The 19,036-nt window shown below is 70.9% G+C and carries 17 protein-coding genes and 1 pseudogene; 14 read left to right on the plus strand and 4 right to left on the minus strand.

Going from position 1 to position 19,036, the window contains the following annotated elements; translation table 11 throughout:
• Positions 1-91 precede the first annotated feature (91 nt).
• The 4 genes and pseudogenes from ACFLIM_RS40345 to ACFLIM_RS40360 form a co-directional block, all read left to right on the plus strand.
• Positions 92-367: a muconolactone Delta-isomerase gene (locus ACFLIM_RS40345; RefSeq protein ID WP_393174244.1), complete on the plus strand. Its 276-nt coding sequence runs from the start codon at positions 92-94 to the stop codon at positions 365-367.
• Between the two features lie 314 nt (positions 368-681).
• Entirely contained in the window at positions 682-1,524 is an 843-nt protein-coding gene (locus tag ACFLIM_RS40350; RefSeq protein ID WP_393174246.1) for a methylenetetrahydrofolate reductase, read from the plus strand.
• Positions 1,525-1,584: 60 nt separating this feature from the next.
• Positions 1,585-2,061: a LysR family transcriptional regulator gene (locus tag ACFLIM_RS40355; RefSeq protein ID WP_393174306.1), complete on the plus strand. Its 477-nt coding sequence runs from the start codon at positions 1,585-1,587 to the stop codon at positions 2,059-2,061.
• A 32-nt stretch (positions 2,062-2,093) separates the two neighbouring features.
• Positions 2,094-2,846 (plus strand): annotated as a pseudogene (locus tag ACFLIM_RS40360) (ATP-grasp peptide maturase system methyltransferase); the annotation flags it as partial.
• Between the two features lie 250 nt (positions 2,847-3,096).
• Here the strand turns inward: ACFLIM_RS40360 and ACFLIM_RS40365 are convergent.
• Both ACFLIM_RS40365 and ACFLIM_RS40370 read right to left on the minus strand, forming a co-directional pair.
• A complete protein-coding gene (locus tag ACFLIM_RS40365) occupies positions 3,097-3,903 on the minus strand; it encodes a class I SAM-dependent methyltransferase (protein ID WP_393174248.1) in 807 nt (268 codons plus the stop codon).
• Positions 3,904-3,995: 92 nt separating this feature from the next.
• Positions 3,996-6,611: an ATP-binding protein gene (locus ACFLIM_RS40370; RefSeq protein ID WP_393174308.1), complete on the minus strand. Its 2,616-nt coding sequence runs from the start codon at positions 6,609-6,611 to the stop codon at positions 3,996-3,998.
• Positions 6,612-7,005: 394 nt separating this feature from the next.
• Here ACFLIM_RS40370 and ACFLIM_RS40375 point away from each other — a divergent pair, with 394 nt between their 5' ends.
• Genes ACFLIM_RS40375 through ACFLIM_RS40385 form a run of 3 tightly spaced genes read left to right on the plus strand, consistent with a single transcriptional unit; the run spans position 7,006 to position 9,441 of the window.
• A complete protein-coding gene (locus ACFLIM_RS40375) occupies positions 7,006-7,782 on the plus strand; it encodes an SDR family NAD(P)-dependent oxidoreductase (protein ID WP_393174250.1) in 777 nt (258 codons plus the stop codon).
• A 22-nt stretch (positions 7,783-7,804) separates the two neighbouring features.
• Entirely contained in the window at positions 7,805-8,497 is a 693-nt protein-coding gene (deoC, locus tag ACFLIM_RS40380; RefSeq protein ID WP_393174252.1) for a deoxyribose-phosphate aldolase, read from the plus strand.
• Complete coding sequence (locus ACFLIM_RS40385; RefSeq protein WP_393174254.1) at positions 8,494-9,441, plus strand: ROK family protein; 948 nt, start codon at positions 8,494-8,496, stop codon at positions 9,439-9,441. Before deoC ends, ACFLIM_RS40385 begins: the two co-directional genes overlap by 4 nt.
• Here the strand turns inward: ACFLIM_RS40385 and ACFLIM_RS40390 are convergent.
• Positions 9,434-10,204, minus strand: coding sequence for a GntR family transcriptional regulator (locus tag ACFLIM_RS40390; RefSeq protein ID WP_393174256.1), 771 nt, complete (start codon positions 10,202-10,204; stop codon positions 9,434-9,436). The two genes, ACFLIM_RS40385 and ACFLIM_RS40390, sit on opposite strands and share 8 nt — an antisense overlap.
• An 88-nt stretch (positions 10,205-10,292) precedes the next feature.
• Between ACFLIM_RS40390 and ACFLIM_RS40395 the strand changes: the two genes are divergently transcribed.
• From ACFLIM_RS40395 to ACFLIM_RS40425, 7 genes are read left to right on the plus strand one after another with little or no spacing between them, the layout of a single operon-like run.
• Positions 10,293-11,084, plus strand: coding sequence for a sugar isomerase domain-containing protein (locus tag ACFLIM_RS40395; protein WP_393174258.1), 792 nt, complete (start codon positions 10,293-10,295; stop codon positions 11,082-11,084).
• A 54-nt stretch (positions 11,085-11,138) separates the two neighbouring features.
• Positions 11,139-12,227 (plus strand): ABC transporter substrate-binding protein, encoded by a 1,089-nt coding sequence (locus tag ACFLIM_RS40400; protein ID WP_393174260.1) that lies wholly within the window; start codon positions 11,139-11,141, stop codon positions 12,225-12,227.
• Complete coding sequence (locus ACFLIM_RS40405) at positions 12,227-13,711, plus strand: sugar ABC transporter ATP-binding protein (protein WP_393174262.1); 1,485 nt, start codon at positions 12,227-12,229, stop codon at positions 13,709-13,711. Before ACFLIM_RS40400 ends, ACFLIM_RS40405 begins: the two co-directional genes overlap by 1 nt.
• Positions 13,711-14,697, plus strand: a complete 987-nt coding sequence (locus ACFLIM_RS40410; protein ID WP_393174264.1) for an ABC transporter permease — start codon at positions 13,711-13,713, stop codon at positions 14,695-14,697. Before ACFLIM_RS40405 ends, ACFLIM_RS40410 begins: the two co-directional genes overlap by 1 nt.
• Positions 14,694-15,662: an ABC transporter permease gene (locus ACFLIM_RS40415; protein ID WP_393174266.1), complete on the plus strand. Its 969-nt coding sequence runs from the start codon at positions 14,694-14,696 to the stop codon at positions 15,660-15,662. The genes ACFLIM_RS40410 and ACFLIM_RS40415 overlap by 4 nt, the downstream gene beginning before the upstream one ends.
• The gene (locus ACFLIM_RS40420) at positions 15,659-16,825 is read left to right on the plus strand and encodes a Gfo/Idh/MocA family protein (RefSeq protein WP_393174268.1); all 1,167 of its coding nucleotides are present in this window, start codon (positions 15,659-15,661) and stop codon (positions 16,823-16,825) included. The genes ACFLIM_RS40415 and ACFLIM_RS40420 overlap by 4 nt, the downstream gene beginning before the upstream one ends.
• Positions 16,822-17,739 carry a sugar phosphate isomerase/epimerase family protein gene (locus ACFLIM_RS40425; RefSeq protein WP_393174270.1) on the plus strand — a complete coding sequence of 306 codons (918 nt, stop codon included), beginning with the start codon at positions 16,822-16,824 and terminating at the stop codon, positions 17,737-17,739. The genes ACFLIM_RS40420 and ACFLIM_RS40425 overlap by 4 nt, the downstream gene beginning before the upstream one ends.
• A gap of 66 nt (positions 17,740-17,805) precedes the next feature.
• On the opposite strand, the gene ACFLIM_RS40430 is transcribed toward ACFLIM_RS40425, so the two are convergent.
• Positions 17,806-18,999 (minus strand): Gfo/Idh/MocA family protein, encoded by a 1,194-nt coding sequence (locus tag ACFLIM_RS40430; RefSeq protein ID WP_393174272.1) that lies wholly within the window; start codon positions 18,997-18,999, stop codon positions 17,806-17,808.
• Positions 19,000-19,036: the final 37 nt, after the last annotated feature.

Below are 19,036 nucleotides of genomic sequence, written 5' to 3' on the forward strand. Positions count from 1 at the left end.
GAGTGTTCGGCCGGTCAGCGTGATGTCCTGACCGGTCACCCGACATCGGCACCAGCTGGCCACGAGCCGACAGGCACATGGAGAGGCTGCGATGGAGTTCTTGGTCCGCTTCGAGACCCGTCTGCCTGACAGCATGAGCGACGCGGAGCGCAAGCAGCTGCGGGATGCCGAGCGGGCGCGGGCGATGCGGCTTCGTCAGGACGGGCTCTTGAAACGGCTCTGGCGGGTGCCCGGCCGGCGCGCGGTCGTCGGCCTCTGGGAGGCTCCCGACGCCACGGTCCTGCATGACGCGCTGGCGTCGCTGCCGCAGTTCGCCTGGATGGATGTGACGGTCGAGCCGTTGGCCACCCACCCGCAGGAATCCTGACCATCCCTCGGCTCCGGCTGCGCTGTCCGCGGCACCCGCCCTACGTCACTTGTCGCACTCCGGCTAGGACCGGGCGCAATCGTCAGTGCCGTCATCCGCGTCGTTCCCCGGGCCACGTCGATCCCTAGTGTCGGTTGAGCAGCCCGGTGCTCGGCATCCCGCCCGGCCTGCCCACCGTACCTGCACCGCGACCGCCTGACCGCAGGCACACGAGCACGGTCCGTTCGCCCGGATGAAAGGTCCCACTCACGATGCCGTCAGAAAGTCCGGCCGAAGCGATCGCCCACCCGGGTCCGGCGCCCACGCGCCGGCAAGTGCTCAGCCAAGCGTTGAACACCATCAGCTACGAGATCCTGCCGTTCAAGAACGCGGAGGAGTCGGTTCTCGCCCACGTCCCGCGCACCATCGCGCTGACGATCATCACCACCGCGGCCAGAGGTCTGGCACCCACCCTCGACCTGGCCCAGCGCCTGGCTGGTCACGGGTATTCGGTGTCACCCCATCTTGCGGCGCGTCTGGTCAAAGACGAGCGGCAGCTGACGGACATCGTCGCTCAACTACGGGATGCCGAAGTCGACGGTATCTTCGTGATCGCCGGCGACGTCGCCGAACCCGCAGGAAGGTTCCCCGATGCCCTCTCGCTCCTGGAGGTCCTCGAGGCGACCGGACACCACTTCCGGCGGATCGGCATCGCCGGCTATCCCGAAGGCCACGGCGGCATCAGCCAGGAGCTGATCGACCGCGCCATCGAGCTCAAGGCCAGGTACGCCACCCACGTCGTCACCCAACTGTGCTTCCACGCGGACACGACGACCGCCTGGGCCCGCCAACTCAAGGCACGCGGCATCGAGTTACCGATCCGGGTCGGTCTCCCCGGAGCCGTCAACCGCCAGAAGCTGGTACGCATCTCCGCCGGTCTCGGTCTCGGCCAGTCAGCCCGCTTCCTGAAGAAGCAAAAGAGCCTGCTGTGGCGCTTTTTCCTGCCCGGCGGATACAGCCCCAACCGGTTGTTCGAGCGCCTGGCCCCTCGCATCCCCGAGCCGGACAACAACCTGCGGGGCTTCCACCTCTTCACGTTCAACGAACTACAGCAGACCGAGTCCTGGCGACGCACGATGCTGGCCCGAATCGGGGAAACGAGCGCAGTCAGACGATGAGCGCCCAGAGCGAACTCGTCGCCACCATCACCGAGCTGAACGCCGCCGACGTGTGGCTGGATCAAGGCGGCGAGCGCGTTCACGGGGGCATCCAGGAAGCTCAACCGGTCCCAGCCCGCGATCAGCCGCCGGATCCGCGAGCTGGAGCAGTCGCTGGGGGCTGTGCTGTTCGAGCGGACCGGCCGGCGCGTGCTGCTCACCGGGCAGGGCGCTCCTGCCGCGCGCCGCCTGCCGGACCTGCGGGTGCTCCAGGACGAGAGGTGGCTTGGCTTTCCGCCCGAGCGGGGCCAGCCCGACTCCTTCGGCCACCTCCTCGAACGCCAGCTGCCGGCGTGCGGGCTGGTGGACCCCTCGATCACCCACATCGACAGCCTCACCGCGCAGAAGCGGCTGGTCCAGGCCGGTCTCGGAGTCGCCCTCATGCCCACTACTGGCCAGCTCTGCATTCGGCACTTCGTCAGTCGCGCCGGCTGCTCCAACAGAACACAGCTTGAGCATGATCATCCCCAGTCGGGCGATGCGGCAAGGCTGAGGTAGCGTCGGCACCTTCTACGCCGGGCACGGGCTACTCAACGTCGCTGATGTGTCAGCGGCTCGGAAACGACGCTGTCTTCTCGATCGAGTATGGCCCGGTGGTTGCCGCTCGCGCCCATGACGCGATCATCGGGGCGGGCTACGCCCCCACGCTGGCGGTAGGAGACGGCCTCTACGGGTACGCGGAGAACGCCGAATACGATCGGCTCATCGCGACATGCTCCGTTCGCACGATCCCCCCGGCGTGGCCGCAACAGGTCCGCGCCGGAGGGACCATCACCACCCCCATGTCTGGATGGATGGGCGAGACCGCGTTCGCTCACCTCACCGTGGCTGGCGACGGCACGGCGAGCGGTCGTTTCCTCGAAGATGACCTGTACTTCATGACCGCCCGCTCCCATCTGCCTCCTCCACGCCCTCCGTTGGTGAGAGGCATTGGGGACACACGAAAGACGAGAATCGATCCCTCGATCCTCCAGGGCGGGACCGCCCTGTGGGTCGCCCAACTCGCCGTTCCACAAGCGCAGGTTTCTTGGGGCGAAGACGCCACGTTCCTCATCGATGTAGGCACCGGCTCGCGGGCCGATACCCGGCCGGAGCCCGGAGGCGGGTGGACGGTGCATCAGCACGGTCGAGTCAGACTGTGGGACGAGGTCGAAGAGGCCATCGAGACGTGGCGGGAAACCGGACAGCCGCACCAATCCGGCTTCGGACTCACCGTGACGCCCGAGAAGCAATGGGTGTGGCTCGGCGATCCTGACGGGCCTAGTTGGGAGCTGCCCGCTTAGCGCCTGCCATCAGAGCGCCCGGTTGCCTGCGTGCCAGCCGGGCGTTTCTGCGTGCCCTCGGATTGGGCAGAGTTAATCATGCCTCCGGCGGGGGGCTCAGCTCCGGAATGATCGCCCGCGCCCAAAACCACGCCCGCGACCCGCGCGGCCGTGCCAAGGCGCTCAGTGACCGGCCCCGGTACCACCACCTCCAGCAGCCGCACGTGCCAGGCCTCGGCCTGGTAGCACCTCGTCTGGGTGGCGACCGCCATCACGACGTCGCGGGCTTGTGGATGACCGCCTCCAGGTAGTCCATCCGGAGCACCAGCGTGTTGTCGTCGGAGACGTTGAAACGCTTGACCACGTCGAGCATCTCGGCCTTGAGGTCGGCGGCGCGGTCCGCCCCCAACGTCGCGACGGCCCGGTTGGCCGGGCCGTACAGGGTGGTGAAGAACTCCACCTGGTGCTCGGCCGACGGGAACCGCCACCGGAAGCTCCGCTGCGGAGCCGAGATGGTCGCATCGGGTCCGAACAGTTCGCGCAGCCGGTCCGGGCTGCCCCACAGCACCGGCGGCTGCAGCCCCGGCGGGGGTGGCAGGTAGCGGCCGATGGTACGGAACAGCTCACCGACGTAGCTGTCGGGAACCCAGTTGACCATGCCGATCCGCCCGCCTGGCCGGCAGACCCGCAGCAGTTCGCTGGCAGTCTGCTCCTGGTCGGGGGCGAACATGGCGCCGCAGGTCGACACCACGACGTCGAAGGAGGCGTCGGGGAAGGGCAGGGCCTCGGCGTCGGCCTCCTGGAAGGTCACATCCAGCCCTTCGGCGTGGGCGCGCCGACGGGCCCGGTCGAGCAGGGCGGGGACGAAGTCGACGCCGACGACCTGGCAGAACCGGCGGGCCGCGGCCAGGGCGGCGTTGCCGTTGCCGCATGCCACGTCCAGGACCCGCTCGTCGGCGCGCAGGTCCACGGTCTCGCACAGCAGCTCGGCCGTGAGCAGGAGCCGGGTTCCCACGGCCGCGTAGTCACCCGCGGCCCAGGCTGCCTGCTGCCGTTGCTTGATGGTGGCGATGTCCATGGCGCTCCTCCTATCGCGACCTCCCTGTGAGGTCGGCCAGCACAACGCTAGGACCGGTCTCCCGGAGGGGAATCGGGAGCGTATCCCTACCTCTAGCCGTCCGGCTCCCTACCTTTGGCCGGGACGACCCCGAGCCGGCGGGCGGCCGCGACGGCCTCGTGCCGCGACGCGGCGCCAAGCTTGGCCAGCAGCGCCGAGACGTGGTGACCGACGGTCTTGGTTGACAGCGACAGCCGGGCGGCGATCCCGGCGTCGGTCAACCCCTCGGCCAGCAGCCCGAGCACCTCGACCTGCCGGGCGGTGAGGCCGGCCGGGTTGGCTGCGGTGGCCCGGATCGGCCCGCGGGGGATGCGCTGGTGGCCGCGGCGCCGAAGATCGCGGCGTAACCGCAGCGACGCCTGCCTGGCCCCCAGGCCATCCAGCAGCGCCAGCGCCTCCAACAGCGCCTCGTCCCGGTCGCCGCAGGCCAACGCCAAGGCCCGCTGGTACGGGCACCCGAGTTCCTGCCACGCGTCGGCGGACGCGCGCCACTCGCCGGCCAGCAGCAGCCGGTAGGGCTCGGCAACCACCGCCGGGGTCTGTGGCAGGGCGCCCGCCAGCCACAGCCAGAACGCCAGTTCTCCAGTGAACCACGGGTGAGCCGCCTGTACGGCTCGCTCGAACACACCGGTGGCCTCCTCGGCGATCCGGTGGTCGTCGCCCTGCAGCCAGGCGTGCTCGGCTCGGGCCGCGGCCACCGGCGCGGTCCATTGCAACTCGACAGTGGCGAAAGCCCGTTCGGTCGCCTCCTGCAGGGTCGCAGCCGCAGCGGGGTCGGCACGGCGGGCCTGCAGCAGGCCCAGCGGCACCAGACCGTCCACCATCCGGGCGCCGCCCGCCACCCGCTCGGCCAGCGCCGCCCACGCGTCCTGCTCGGCACCGAGCCAATCCCCCTGGTCCAACCGGACGCGAGCGCGGTGCCCCAGCAGGTGCTGGACGTATCCGGCCAGCTCGTGCGCCTGGACGAAGGCGAGCCCTCGGTCCAGGTCCTGGCGGGCGTGACGATAATCCCGCATCTCTGCGCTGAGCGTCCCCAGATTGCAGAGGGCGCGGGCGGCGTCGTCCTCCAGCCCGGCAGCGACCGCCACCTCGAACCCCCGCTCCAGGTCCGCCCGGCCGACCGGGTCGCAATCGAGGATCCGGGCCGAACCGATGTTGGTCAGGGCGTGGCTGAGCGTCTCCCGGTCGCCCAGCCGCTGGGCCATCTCGATCGCCCGCTCGGCCCAGCCTGTCGCCGCCGTCGTCCGGTTGGCCAGCATGTCCAGTTGCGCCTGGTTGCTGTAGGCCATCGCCAACTCGTGGCCGTGCTCCAGGGTTTCCAGCACGGCGATGGCGCGGGCGGCGGCCGCCTCCGCCCCGTGCCGGTTCCCGTCCCACCAATGCATGCGGGACAGCCAGCGCAGGCCCGCACCGACCCGCTCCCGCTCGCCGGCGGCCTCCCGAAGACCCACGGCGGCCTGGCGAGCCGAGACCGCCTCGGCGGAGAACCCTGACAGGTAGCACTCCACCGAGTACCCCTCCAGCAGTTCCGCGTGGACCGCCACGGGCAGCCGCTCGGCGTGCGCCAGCACCGCCCGGTAGTGCCCGACGGCCTCCCGGTGGGCCGCCACGGCCGCCGCCTGCCGAGCCGCCTCTGGCGCGTACCGAAGGACGGCCCCGATGTCGCCGGCCTCGTGCGCGTGATGCACCAGCCGGGCGACGTCGACTCCCCGCTCGGGGGCGCTCGTGAGCACCTTCAGCACCCGGCGGTTCAGCTCCCGGCGGCCGAGGGCCGACAGCGAGCTCTCCACCGCCCGCCGCAGCAGTTCGTGACGGAACCCGATCGCGTCAAAGCCCGCGATCAGCAGCCCGGCCGCCACACCGGCGTCGACCGCTGCCGGCCACGGCCCCATCGCCTCCTCCAGCAGCCACAGCTCGGCGCGAGTCGGTACCACCGCGACCAGCCGGACCATCTCCTGCGCGCCGGCCGGCAGGCCGGCGACGCGCGCCAACACCAGATCGCGGACGGTCAGCGGCACCCCGGCATCGCCAGCGGCCAGCACCTCGGTGACCAGCAGCGGGTTTCCGCCGGTGAGAACGTGCAGCCCGATGGCGGGGCGGCCGGCCCGCCGGGCCAGCTCCGCCACCGCCGCCTCGGACAGCGGCTCCAATTGCAAGCGCCGTACCGTATCCGGCGGCAACCGGCCGACAACGGCACGCAGCGGATGGTCGACCGCCAGCTCGTCGTCGCGATAGGTGACGATCAGCAGCGCCCGGATGCGTTCCATCCGTCGCCCCAGAAACGCCAGCAGGTCCAGGGTCGCCTCGTCAGCCCAGTGGGCGTCCTCGACCACGACCACCTGCCGCCGCGACCGCTGGTCCAGCTCGTCAAGGAGCGCGGCGAACAGGTGCTCGCGCGGGCTCCCGTTGGCCAGCAAAGCCGCCAGCCGGCCGCCCACCTCGCGCCCGAGGTCGTGCAACGGGCCGAGCGCCCGGGGCGTGAGCAGTGGATCGCACGCCCCGAACAGGAAACGCGCCTCCCCCGAATGCCGCTCGGTGAACCGCCTGACCAGCGCCGACTTGCCGATGCCCGCCTCACCCGCGACCAAGACGACGTGGCCGACCGCCGCCGTCGCGGCCAGCACGCCGCTCAACTCATCCAGCAGCGACGAGCGCTCAAGCAGATCCATCACAACGCGACGTTACGCCCCGCAGGCCGCACAGCGGCAGAGCGCTGATCCGCGTATCTGGAGGATTCGCATGACCTGGAACAGCAGATACAACGATGGCTGTAGTCGTTTCATCGGGACCGGCGTTGCCGGATCTGTCGAGCCGTCCGGGTGACGTCATGGGCTCTTCGCGTCGCGGTCACGGATGACGCCGGAGCCGCCGTGAAACCCCGACCTTTCAACCTCTGTAGTGCGGCGGGACCACATAGGTTCACCGGATTGACGACACCCCATACGGCTTGCACAGGTTTGCAGGCCTGGCACACGCGCACTCTCATCGGTCACCAAACTAGCTGTATAGACATATCTAGGGAGATGTAGACGGAGTTGTAAAGAGTGCCCTAGTCTTCTGCTGATGTCAGCTCAACACGACCCGTCCCTCGCCCTGCGATGCCTGGTGACAGGCGCGACCGGCATCGGCGCGGCCGTCTCACTCCGGCTGGCCGACCTCGGCCATCGGGTGTTCGTCGTCTCGCTGGACCCGGGCGAGTGCCGGTCGCTGACCGGCCGGCTCGGCGAGCGGTCGGCCGGATTCCACGCCGCGGACCTGCGTGCGGAAGACGCCGCCGTCGCCGCGTTCACGGCCGCCGACCAGGCACTCGGCGGCCTGGATCTAGTGGTGGCGGTGGCCGGCGGAAGCGGTCGCCGGTTCGGTGACGGGCCGCTCCACGAGGTCACCCTGCACGCCTGGGAGGAGACGCTGCGGCTCAACCTGACCACGGCGTTCCTGACCGCGCGCGAGGCGGTCAGGCGGTTGCGCCGTACCGGGGGGTCGCTGGTGCTCGTCGGTAGCGTACTCGCCACCCGCCCTTCGCCCGATCTGTTCGGCACCCACGCCTACGCCGCGGCGAAGGCGGCGATCGGCGGGCTGGCCACCACGCTGGCGTCGACGTACGCCCCCGACGGCGTACGCGTGAACGCGGTCGCGCCCGGTCTGGTCCGTACGCCGATGGCGCGGCGGGCCGCGGACGACCCGGTGATCCAGGAATACGCCCGCCGCAAGCAGCCGCTGGCGGCCGGGATGATCGAGCCCGGTGCGGTGGCCGCGGCCGTATGCGCGATCGGGCTGGCCGAAGGCGTGACCGGCCAGACGGTCGCCGTGGACGGCGGGTGGTCGGTGTCCGAGGCGTGAGTACCGAGAAAAAGGAGATCTTGTGACGGCAACGGTTCGCGGCTACACCTACGAGCAGGTGGCCGAGACGATCGATCATTCACTCCTTCGCCCCGAGCTGACGCTCGCCGAGGTGGAGGAGGGGTGCCGGGTCGCGGCGGCGTACGGCGTCGCGTCGGTGTGCTGCCGCCCGGCCGACGTGCCCTTCGTGACCGGCCTGCTGGCGGGCGGCGGCGTGGCGGTCGGCACGGTGATCGGCTTCCCGCACGGCGCCACCGCCACGGCGGTCAAGGCGTTCGAGACGCGGCAGGCCCGCGCGGACGGCGCGACCGAGTTCGACATGGTGCTCAACATCGGCTGGCTGCGGTCCGGCGAGCTTGCCCGGGTGCAGGAGGACGTGGCCGCCGTGGTCGAGGCGGCGGAAGGCGGGATCGTCAAGGTCATCCTGGAGAACGCCTACCTCACCGACGACCAGAAGGTCGCCGCCTGCAAGGCCGTGGAGGCGGCCGGCGGGCACTACGTCAAGACCTCCACCGGGTTCGCCCCCTCGGGCTCTACCCTGCCGGACCTGCGGCTGATGGCCGCGTCGGTGTCGCCCGCGGTGAAGGTGAAGGCCGCGCACGGGGTGCGCACGCTGGACGCGCTGCTCGACGTCATGGACGCGGGCGCCGCGCGCTGCGGGGCCACCGCCACGGCGGCCATCCTCGACGACTTCCGCGAGCGGGCCAGGTCGTGACCGCCGTCCGCTACGCGGGTCTCGACCTGGGCGGCACGAACATCAAGACCGTCGTGGTCGAGCGTGACGCCGACGGCGAGATCCGGGTGCTGTCGCGCCGCTCGCACCTCACCCACGGCCATGAGGGCGCGGACGCGGTGGTGGACCGGGTGGCGGCCCTGGCCCGCGCCGTGACCGGCGAGTACGGCGCGGCGGCGGTCGGGCTGGGCATCCCCGGATGGTTCGACCCGGCCTCGGGATGCGCACGGCTGATCCCGAACATTCCCGGCGAGTGGTCTGGCAAGCAGTTGCGCCGGCCCGTGGAGACGGCGGCAGGGCGGCCGGTGGTGCTGATCAACGACGCCAGGGCCTTCGCGCTGGCCGAGTCGCGCCTCGGCGCCGCCCGCGGCCTGAACACGGTGGTGTGCGTGACGCTCGGCACTGGCATGGGCGGCGGCGTCGTCATCGGCGGGCGGCTGCACATGGGGACGGGGGACGCCGGCGAGATCGGGCACCAGACGCTCCAAGTGGACGGGCCGCTCTGCGGCTGCGGGAACCGCGGCTGCGCCGAGGCGCTGGTGAGCTCCGCCGCGGTGCTCCGCATGTCGGGCCGATCGAGCGTCGAGGAGGTGTACGAGGCGGCGCGCGCCGGCGACGAGCGTGCGGTGCGGACCGTGGACCACGTGATCCGCTGGCTGGCCGTCGCGCTGGTCAACGCGTACACCCTGCTCGCGCCCGACGCCTTAGTGATCGGCGGGGGCGTCGCGGCGGCGGGCGACGCGCTCTTCGGCCCGCTGGAGCGCGAGGTGCGCGGCCGGATCACGCTCGGCAGGCCGGAGGACGTGCGCGTGCTCCCGGCGGTCCTCGGCACTTACGCGGGCGCGCTCGGCGCGGCCCTCGCGGTGCTGGAGCGGGACGAGAACGGGCCGGTCGGAAAGCAGGGCGAGAACGGGCGGATCAGTTAGGAGCGGGCGCGGCGGCTGTCGTCATGGCACCCGGTGCGGTGGCGGCGAACGTCGCGTCGATGACGTAGCGCTCGGCGACGTAGGCGGTCTCGGTGTGCTCGAAGGGCTGGTTGTCCTGGTCGTAGATGATGCGCCGTTCGATGAGCAGCGCGCCGCGCGCCGCCATGTCGAGCATCCGCGCCTCGGCAGGGGTGACCACGCGGGCGCCGATCCAGCTCCTGGCGAGCGCGGGGGTCCACCCGCGCTGGTGCAGGCTCACGTGCAGGGAGCCGCTCTCCAGGTCATCGGCGAGCACGCCCGCGCATTCGGCGGGCAGCGCCGCGCGCTCGACGGCGATCGGCACCTCGTCGGCGAGCCGGATCCGGGAGATCGCGACGACCCGCGAGCCCTCGGGCAGTCGCAGCGCCTCCAGGTCGCCGGCCGTGGCCGGCCGCAGTGTCGCGTCGAGCAGCCGCGAGGACGCCACCATGCCCCGGCGCCGCATGTCGTCGGTGAAACTCATCAGCATGCCCTCGCGGCGGTGCAGCGGCAGCTGGGCGATATAGCTGCCCGACCCCCGGCGCCGGTTGACCAGGCCTTCCTGGGCGAGATTCTGCATCGCCTGACGCGCCGTCATCCGGCTCACCCCGAAGCGCTGGGCGAGGTCGGACTCCGACGGCAGCGCGTCACCCGCCGACCCGCGCAGTACGAGATCGCGCAGCCAGCGCTCGATCTCCTGGTAGCGGGCCTCACGGGACTCGTCTCGGGGCTGACGGTTGCTCACAGCTCTCTTGACCTCCCTGGTCTCCAAGCATAGAGTACCGGCCACACGAAATATCTAGACAACTTTTTATATATGTATGGAGCTTTGAATGCCGACGGGAAAGGTGGCCGGAGCCTGGGCCCATGAGGCTCAGGCATTGCTGGAACGGCTGATGCACCATGAGGGCGAGAACATCTCGCTGGTGTCTCAATGGTGCGCTGAGACCATTGCCGCAGGCCGGCTGGTCCACCTCTTCGGCACGGGGCATTCGCGCATGGCGGTGGAGGAGATGTTCCCGAGGTACGGCTCCTACCCCGGTTTCCACCCGATCGTCGAATTGTCCATGACGAACCACACGCAGATCGTCGGTGCCAACGGCCAGCGCCAGGCGATGTTCATTGAACGCGTCCCAGGTCTGGCCGAGGCGATCCTGGCCAACTTCGACCTTGACGCCGACGACCTGATGATCGTCTTCAGCAACAGCGGCGTGACCGCCGTCCCCGTCGAGATGGCGATGGGCGCCCGCGCCCGCGGGCTGAAGGTGATCGCCGTGACCGGGGTGGAGAACTCCCGCGCCTCCACCTCCGGCCACCCGAGCGGCGACCGCCTGCTCGACCACGCCGACCTCGTCATCGACCTCCACGTTCCGGTCGGCGACGCTCTGGTGACGCTGGACGGGATGGACACCCCGGTCGGTCCGGGCTCCACGCTCGCCGCCGTGACCGTGGTCAACGAGATCAAAGTACAGACCGCACAGCTCCTCCTGGAGCGCGGGATCACCATGCCGGTCATCACCTCGGCCGCCGTCGTCGGGCCTGAGCGATCGAGGGAACTGTTCGAGGCCGCCTACCTCGAGCACGGACGACGCGCCGCCCAGGCGCTGGCTGGGCACCCGGTGTGACAGAACGCGCCCGCCGACGCAGGCGGGCGCGGAAGGAAAGGGAAAGTGGGTCGGATGAAGCCGAGGATGACCCGCGCCGGCGCCCTCGCCGGCGGCATCACGTTGCTGGTGTCGCTCACCGCGTGCGGTGGCGGCGGGAACACCACCGCCACCGGAGCCGCCGCGAGCGACGCCCCGGGGCAGCAGAAGGATTCTTATGTCATCGGGGTGAGCAACACACTGGTCGGCAACGGCTGGCGAGAGGAGATGATCTGTTCGGTCAAGGCCGAGGCACTGGCCAGCGGTAAAGTCAGCAAGGTTGTCGTGGCGAACCGGAACGGCGGCCCCACCGAGCAGATCGCCGATCTGCGGCAGCTCATCTCCCAGGGCGTGAACGCGATCATCGTCAACCCCTCCGACCCTGCCAAGCTCGATCCGGTGATCAAGCAGGCCAAGGCCAGGGGCGTCATCGTGGTCGCGGTCGACCAGGCCGTCTCGGCCCCCGAGGCGCTGGTCGTCGCCAACGACCAGGTCGCCTACGGCCGCCTCGGCGGCGAATGGCTCGCCAAGGCGATCGGCGGCAAGGGCAACGTCGTCGAGATGCGTGGCATCGCCGGCGCCCCCGCCGACAACGACCGGCACAAGGGCTTCACCGAGGCGCTGGCGAAGTACCCCGAAGTCAAGGTGGTCAAGGAGGTCTACACCGGCTGGGACTACTCCAAGGGCGGCCAGCAGGCGCTCGACCTGCTGAACTCCTCGGACAAGGTCGACGGGATCTGGACCTCGGGCATCGACTACACCGTGGTCAAGGCGTTCGAGACGCTCAAAAAGCCGTACGCCCCGGTGGTCGGCGCCGACAACAACGAGTTCATCAACCAGATCAGCAGCCTGCACGGCAAGGGCTTCGTCGGCGCCGCGGTGACCAACCCGGCCGCCATCGGCGGCGTGGGCACCTCGATCGCCCTCCAGGCCCTTTCCGGCGCGCAGGTCCCGCGCGAGACCTTCCTCGCCCCCGAGGTCTGGGACGTGGAGTCCGCGAAGGACAAGCTGGCGGCCAACTACTTCCCGGACAGGGAGGCCACCTTCAGCGCCCGCGTCACCGTCGAGCCGCACACCCACTACACCCCCGAGCAGTTGTTCGCCTGCAAGGGCCCCGGTGAGTGATGGCCGACACGCACGACGCGCTGCGTACCCGGGCCATCGCCAAACGGTACGGCCCGGTCGTGGCGCTGCGTTCGGTGGACCTCGCCGTACGGCCGGGTGAGATCCACGCCCTGCTGGGCGCGAACGGTGCGGGAAAGAGCACGCTGGTGAAGGTCCTCACCGGCGTGCTCGCCCCCGACTCGGGCCAGATCGAGGTGGCCGGCTGTACGGTGGCCTTCAGGTCGCCGGCCGACGCGCGGAGCCATGGCGTGACACCGGTCTTTCAGGACCCGGCGCTGCTCCCGGACCTGACCGTCGCCGAGAACCTGCGCCTGACCGGGACCAGCGCCGCCGCCGTACGTGACCGGCTGAGAGAGATGGACCTGGCGCCGCCCGACTTCGGGGCGCTCGCAGGGGAACTGCCGTTGCCGCTGCTGCGCATGCTCGACCTGGCCCGGGCGCTCGCCCACCGGCCCACGCTGCTGGTCCTCGACGAGATCACCGCCGCGCTCCCGAGCGACTACGCCGAGCGGGTGTTCGCCGTGATGCGCCGGACCCGTGAGGCCGGCGGCTCGGTCCTGTTCATCACGCACCGCCTGCTGGAGGTGCAGGACATCTGCGACCGGGCCACCGTACTGCGCGACGGAAACGACGTCGACACGCACGTCGTGGCCGAAGGTGGTGAGGAACGCATCGTGGCCGCCATGCTCGGCGACAAGGCCGTCGAAGCCGTCCCGGCCGCCGCCGGGTCCGCGGCCGCACAGCCCGCGGGCGAGACGCTGCTGGAGGTCACCGGCCTCGGCGACGGCGGCCGGCTCAAGGACGTCTCCTTCACCCTGCGCGCCGGAGAGGTGCTCGGGGTCGTCGCCCTGGAAGGGCAGGGCCAGGAGGAACTGTTCGAGTTGCTCGCCGGTGACCGGCGCGCGGCCGCGGGCGAGGTGGCCGTCCGCGGGCACCGGCTGACCGGCCGCCACCCCCGCGAAGCCGTACGGCACGGCGTGGTCCTGGTGCCGTCGGATCGGCAGGAGGCCCTGCTGCCGCAGCGCTCGATCCGGGAGAACCTCGCCCTCCCCCTGCACGCGCGGCGCTGGGGGCCGATCCCGCTGGACGACGAGCGCCGCAAGGTGGACGCGGCCATCGAGCGGCTGGAGATCGACACCCGGGCGCAGGAAGAGGTCAGGCGGCTGTCCGGCGGCAACCAGCAGAAGGTCACCATCGGCCGCTGGGTGGTCGCCGGATTCGACGTGCTGCTCTGCTTCGACCTCACCCGGGGCATCGACGTCGGCACCAAGCACCAGATCTACGCCCTGCTGCGCAGCATCGCCGGGGACGGCCGAGGCGTGCTGATGTTCACCAGCGAGCTACGGGAGGTGCCGCTGGTGTGCGACCGGACGCTGGTGCTGTACGGCGGGCGGGTGACCGGCGAGATGCCGGCCGCCGACGCCGACGAGGCGACGTTGCTCAACGCGGCCCACGGGCTGGCCCACACCGAGGAGGCGGGCTGATGCAGGCCACCACGGCGGCGGCGACCGCCGGACCGCTGGCGCGTACGGCGCGCAGGCAGGCCTGGACGGGAGCCGCCCTGCTCGCGTTCCTGCTCCTGGTGGCGGTCAAGGCGCAGAGCGGCGGTTTCGACTCGTTCGAGATCCAGACCATGCTCACCTCGACGCTCGCCCTGGGCTATCTGACCCTGGCGCAGGGCGTCATCGTGATCGGCGGCGGCATCGACCTGTCGGTGGGCGCGCAGATGGTGCTGTTCAACTGCCTGTCCGCACGCCTGATGGAGGGCCAGCCGTTCGGCACCTGCCTGCTGATCGCCGCCGTCGCCACGGCCGCCGGGGGTCTGCTCGGCGCGCTCACCGGCCTGGTGATCGCCAAGTCGGGGGTGCCCGACATCATCGTGACCCTGGCCACGAGCTTCGTCTGGTCGGGGCTGGCGCTGCTCGTCATGCCCACCCCGGGTGGCGGCACCGCGCTGGAGTTCCAGGCGCTGGTGCTCGGCAGCGGCACGGAGTTCTGGCCCCCGCTGGTCGGTCTGGCGGTGCCGGGGTTGATCGTCTGGTACGTCCTCCGCCGTACCAGAGCCGGGCTCGGCGTCTACGCGTTCGGCAGCAACCGGGAGGCGGCGTTCCTGGCGGGGGTGCCCGCGGCGCGCACGCGGATCACGGCGTACGCGATCGGCGGGCTGCTGTGCGCGCTCGGCGGTCTGGCCGCGACCGCGTTCACGGCCGGGGGCGACCCGCGGGCCACGGCCGGCATGACCGCCACGCTCACCTCGGTGGCGGCGATCGTGCTCGGCGGCATCGCGCTCACCGGCGGCGTCGGCGGCCTGCTCGGCCCGGTGACGGCCGTGTGGTCGCTCTACCTGATCCCCGCGATCATGCTGGCCCGCGGCGTGGACCCCGCCTACGGCGAGGCCGTCAAGGGCGTCGTCATCGTGCTCGTCGTGCTCCTCGGCGGGCTGCTCAGGAGAGAGAGGAAAGGGACATGACCACCGCCCAGGCGCGCGCCTGGCCCAAGGTGGACCGCTCGCTGCTGGTGCTGGCCGGTGTGCTGGCCGCGCTCGTCCTGGCCAACGGCCTGATCGACCAGGGATTCCTGAGCGTCGGGCAGCTCCGCAACACGTTGCTGGTGGCGGTGCCGCTGGCGCTGATCGCCGGCGGCCAGACCCTGTGCATGCTCACCGGGGGCATCGACCTGTCGGTGGCCATGACGGCGACCGCGGCGGCGTATGTCACCGGTGTCCGGGCCGCCGACGGCACCGCGCTGGCCATCCTTGAGGGGCTCGCGGTCGGCCTGGTGATCGGCCTGGTCAACGGGGTGGCCATCGCGGTGTTCCGGATCAACGCGCTGATCATGACCTTGGGCATGTCGGCCATCCTCACCGGCGTGCTCACCGTGGGCAGCCAGACCTTTCTCAAAGGCGCCACCCGCATGCCCGAGTTCGTCAAGGAGCTGGGCGGCGGCACCATCATCGGGCCCATCCCATGGAACCTGCTGGTCTGGGTGCTGCTGGGCGGGCTGCTGATCCTCGGGCTGCGCCGTACCGGCCTGGGGCGGCTGATCTACGCCATCGGCGGCAACCGCAGGGCGGCCAGGCTCGCCGGTGTGCGGGTCGCCTCGGTCGAGGTCACGGTCTACGTCGCGTGCGCCATGCTCGCCGCCGTGGCCGGCATCCTCATCGGCGGCCGCGGCGGGTCGGTGGACCTGCAGCTCGCCGGTTCCTACCTCCTGCCCTCCGTCGCCGCGGCGGTGATCGGCGGCACCTCGATCCTCGGCGGCTCCGGCGGCTACGCCGGCACCATCCTCGGCGCCCTGATCCTCAGCATCCTGGACACGATGCTCAACGTCCTCAACGTCGACGAGTCGGTGAAGCAGATGCTCTACGGAGCGATCGTGCTCGTCCTGGCCTGGGTCTACGTCCGCACCTCCCGCGCGCGTACGGGGCAGACGTGACGCGCCGGGGAGCGGCCGTGATCGGCGTGGGCTTCATCGGGGAGCTGCACGTCGACGCGCTGCGCCGGGCGGGCGTCGAGGTGGTCGGGGTGCTCGGTTCCAGCCCCGGGCGGGCGCGCGAGAAGGCGCGCCGGATGGGGGTCGACCGGGTCTACGGCGACCTGGCGGAACTGCTGGCCGACCCCGCCGTCCAGGTCGTCCACGTCACGAGCCCGAACCACCTGCACGCCGAGCAGTCACTGGCGGCGATCGAGGCGGGCAGGCACGTCGTCTGCGAGAAGCCGCTCGCCATGGACGCGGCAGACGGGCTGCGCATGCTCCACGCCGCCGGGGCGGCGGGCGTCATCCACGCGGTCTGCTTCAACATCCGGTTCTATCCCGTCCTGCACGAGGCGGCCGCCAGGGTCCGCGCGGGCGCGGTCGGCCCGCCGCGCCTGGTCAGCGGGCACTATTTGCAGGACTGGCTGCTCCGCGACACCGACTGGAACTGGCGGCTCGACCCCGCCCAGGCCGGATCGCTGCGGGCGGTGGCCGACATCGGCTCCCACTGGCTCGACCTGGCCCGCTTCGTCACCGGACTCGAGGTGACCGAGGTCCTGGCGGACCTGCACACCTTCGTACGGCACCGGCGTCGTCCCACCGGTCCGGTGGAGACCTTCGCCGCCGCGCACTCCCCCGAACACGCCGGCGAGCGAGAGGTCGTGGAGATGGCCAGCGACGACGCGGCCGGGCTGCTGCTGCGGTACGGCGGGGACGCCCGCGGCGTACTCACCGTCTCCCAGGTGTCGGCGGGCCGGAAGAACACCGTGAACATGGAGGTCGACGGGACGGACGCGTCGCTCGCCTGGTCTTCAGAGGCCGCCGAGCAGCTCTGGCTCGGCCACCGCGACCGGCCCAACGAGCAGCTCTGGCGCGACCCCGCCCTGCTGGGGCCCGACGCCGGACGCGTCGCACACTATCCCGGCGGGCACGCGGAGGGCTTCGCGGAGACCTTCCTCGGCCTGTTCGAACGGGTCTACGCGGACGTGGCCGCCGGCGGCCCTTCGGCCGGACCCGCCTACCCCACCTTCGCGGACGGGCTTGAGGGCCTGTTCGTAGAAGAGGCCATCCGGCGCAGCGCGGCGGAAGGCCGCTGGGTATCCGTCGAGAGGAGAAAAGAATGAGGCTCGGCCTGCTCACCGCGGCGTTCCCCGAGAGCCCGCTCACCGAGGTCGCCGACTGGGCGGCCGCCAACGGCTTCGGCATGCTGGAGGTGGCCTGCTGGCCGCGGCAGGAGGGGGCGGCCCGCAGGTACGCCGGCGTCTCGCACATCGACGTCGCCGGGCTCGGCGACTCGCAGGCCAAGGACATCGTCGACGACCTGCGGAGCCGGGGCGTGGAGATCTCCGGGCTCGGCTACTACCCCAACCCCCTGCACCCCGATCCCGAGCACCGCGCCCACGTTCACGACCACCTGCGCGCGCTCATCCGCGCCGCCTCGCTGATGAGCGTGCCGGTCGTCAACACCTTCATCGGCGCCGACCAGACCAGGACCGTGGAGCAGAACTTCGCCGCGTTCCGCGAGGTCTGGCCCGAACTCGTGGCCTACGCGGCGGACCACGGGATCCGCATCGCCATCGAGAACTGCCCGATGATCTTCAGCCATGACGAGTGGCCGAGCGGCCACAACCTGGCCTACGCGCCGCGGATCTGGCGGGACATGTTCGACGCGATCCCCGGTGACACGCTGGGGCTCAACCTCGACCCCTCCCACCTCGTCTGGCAGATGATCGACATCGAGCGGGTGGTGCGCGAGTTCGGCCCGCGCATCTACCACGTGCACGGCAAGGACCTCGAGATCGACCGCGAGGGCCTGTACGAGCGCGGCATCATGTCGGCCGGCATGGGCTGGCAGATCCCCCGGCTCCCCGGCCTGGGAGAAGTGCCGTGGGACCGCTTCGTGGCCGCCCTCTACCGGGCCGACTACGACCACGTCATGTGCGTCGAGCACGAGGACCGGGATTTCGAGGGCAGCGACGAGCTGGTCAAGCGCGGCTTCCTGATCGCACGCAACACGCTGGCCCCCCTGGTGGTCTGAGCCCGTACCAACGCCGGCGGCCCCGGTCGCCGGCGGTGGCCCGGTCCTGATGGGGGCCGAGTGTCGTCACACCACGCGGTCCTCGAACCGGCCCGAGGCCTCGTCCTTGAGGATGAGCTTGCGCCGCCCGTCCGGCAGCAGCTCGTCCTTGATGACGGTCAGGCCGTCGTACTCCCGCCGCTCCCTGCCGATGCGGGCCGTCTGGCCGCCTCGCCACTCCAGGTCGACCGGCTCCCAGGCGCGCGACTCCGCCGAGCGGTAGCAGGCGTCCATGACGGCGTTGACGACGTAGCCGTCGTAGAAGGTCTCGGCGGGCCGGTGGCCCTCGTCCATCGCGTCGAACATGTCGGCGAACATGTCGACGTAGCCCAGCTCGGCCACCTCGTCGCCCACCGGGAACAGCCACCCGTGCGACGATTCCGCCTTCTCCGCGACATACCCCTTCTCACCGCCGGCGGTGAACATCTCGAAACCGGTGCGCAGGAAGTGGTTCAGCCAGATCGTCCCCTCGGTGCCGGCCACCTCGTCGCGCAGGTCCATACCGCCGCGGAAGGTCCACGACACCTCGAACTGGCCGATCGCCCCGCTCTCGAACTTGATCCAAGCGATCGCGTTGTCCTCCGCCTCGATCGGGTGGACCAGGGTGTCCTTCCAGCACATGACCTCGACGGGACGGTTGCCCTTGCCCGCGAAGCTCCGGATGATCTCGATGCAGTGGCAGCCGAGGTCGACGATCGCGCCGCCACCCGCCTTGCCGGAGTCCCAGAACCACGCGCTGTGCGGGCCCGGGTGCGTCTCCCGCGAGCGCACCCACAGCACGTCGCCGACCGCTCCCGCCTTCACCGACTCCACGGCCTTCAGCGTCTTGGGCGTGTAGGCGAGGTCTTCCAGGTAGCCCGCGAACACGCCCGCGTCCTCCACCGTACGCAAGATGCGCCGCGCCTCCTCGGCCGTCCTGGCCAGCGGTTTGGTGCACAGCACCGCCTTGCCCGCCGCGGCGGCCAGCGAGATCGCCTCCTCGTGCGCGTCGTTGGGGAGCCCGACGACGACGGTGTCGGTCTCCGGATGCTCCACGGCCTCCTTCAGGCTGGTGGTCCAGTGCGGGATCGCCCAGCGGTCGGCGAAGGCGGCGCCACGCTCCTCGGACCTGGAGTAGGCCACCGCAACCCGATCGAGGCCACGCCGGCCTTGCAGCGTCATCGTGTAAAAGTCGGCGATCAGCCCGGTGCCCAGCATGGTGATGCGATGAGGTTGCGTCATGGCTATCCTTCCTGCCAATGTTGTCTAAGTAACTCGA

The organism is Nonomuraea marmarensis (assembly GCF_043197025.1).
GTDB classification, from domain to species: domain Bacteria; phylum Actinomycetota; class Actinomycetes; order Streptosporangiales; family Streptosporangiaceae; genus Nonomuraea; species Nonomuraea marmarensis.

Excerpts from the sequence above, each read along its gene's own strand:
- ACFLIM_RS40345 (WP_393174244.1), top strand. The coding sequence starts at position 92 with ATGGAGTTCTTGGTCCGCTTCGAGACCCGTCTGCCTGACAGCATGAGC.
- ACFLIM_RS40365 (WP_393174248.1), bottom strand. The coding sequence starts at position 3,903 with ATGGACATCGCCACCATCAAGCAACGGCAGCAGGCAGCCTGGGCCGCG.
- ACFLIM_RS40370 (WP_393174308.1), bottom strand. The coding sequence starts at position 6,611 with ATGGATCTGCTTGAGCGCTCGTCGCTGCTGGATGAGTTGAGCGGCGTG.
- ACFLIM_RS40375 (WP_393174250.1), top strand. The coding sequence starts at position 7,006 with ATGTCAGCTCAACACGACCCGTCCCTCGCCCTGCGATGCCTGGTGACA.
- ACFLIM_RS40395 (WP_393174258.1), top strand. The coding sequence starts at position 10,293 with ATGCCGACGGGAAAGGTGGCCGGAGCCTGGGCCCATGAGGCTCAGGCA.
- ACFLIM_RS40400 (WP_393174260.1), top strand. The coding sequence starts at position 11,139 with ATGAAGCCGAGGATGACCCGCGCCGGCGCCCTCGCCGGCGGCATCACG.
- ACFLIM_RS40405 (WP_393174262.1), top strand. The coding sequence starts at position 12,227 with ATGGCCGACACGCACGACGCGCTGCGTACCCGGGCCATCGCCAAACGG.
- ACFLIM_RS40410 (WP_393174264.1), top strand. The coding sequence starts at position 13,711 with ATGCAGGCCACCACGGCGGCGGCGACCGCCGGACCGCTGGCGCGTACG.
- ACFLIM_RS40415 (WP_393174266.1), top strand. The coding sequence starts at position 14,694 with ATGACCACCGCCCAGGCGCGCGCCTGGCCCAAGGTGGACCGCTCGCTG.
- ACFLIM_RS40425 (WP_393174270.1), top strand. The coding sequence starts at position 16,822 with ATGAGGCTCGGCCTGCTCACCGCGGCGTTCCCCGAGAGCCCGCTCACC.
- ACFLIM_RS40430 (WP_393174272.1), bottom strand. The coding sequence starts at position 18,999 with ATGACGCAACCTCATCGCATCACCATGCTGGGCACCGGGCTGATCGCC.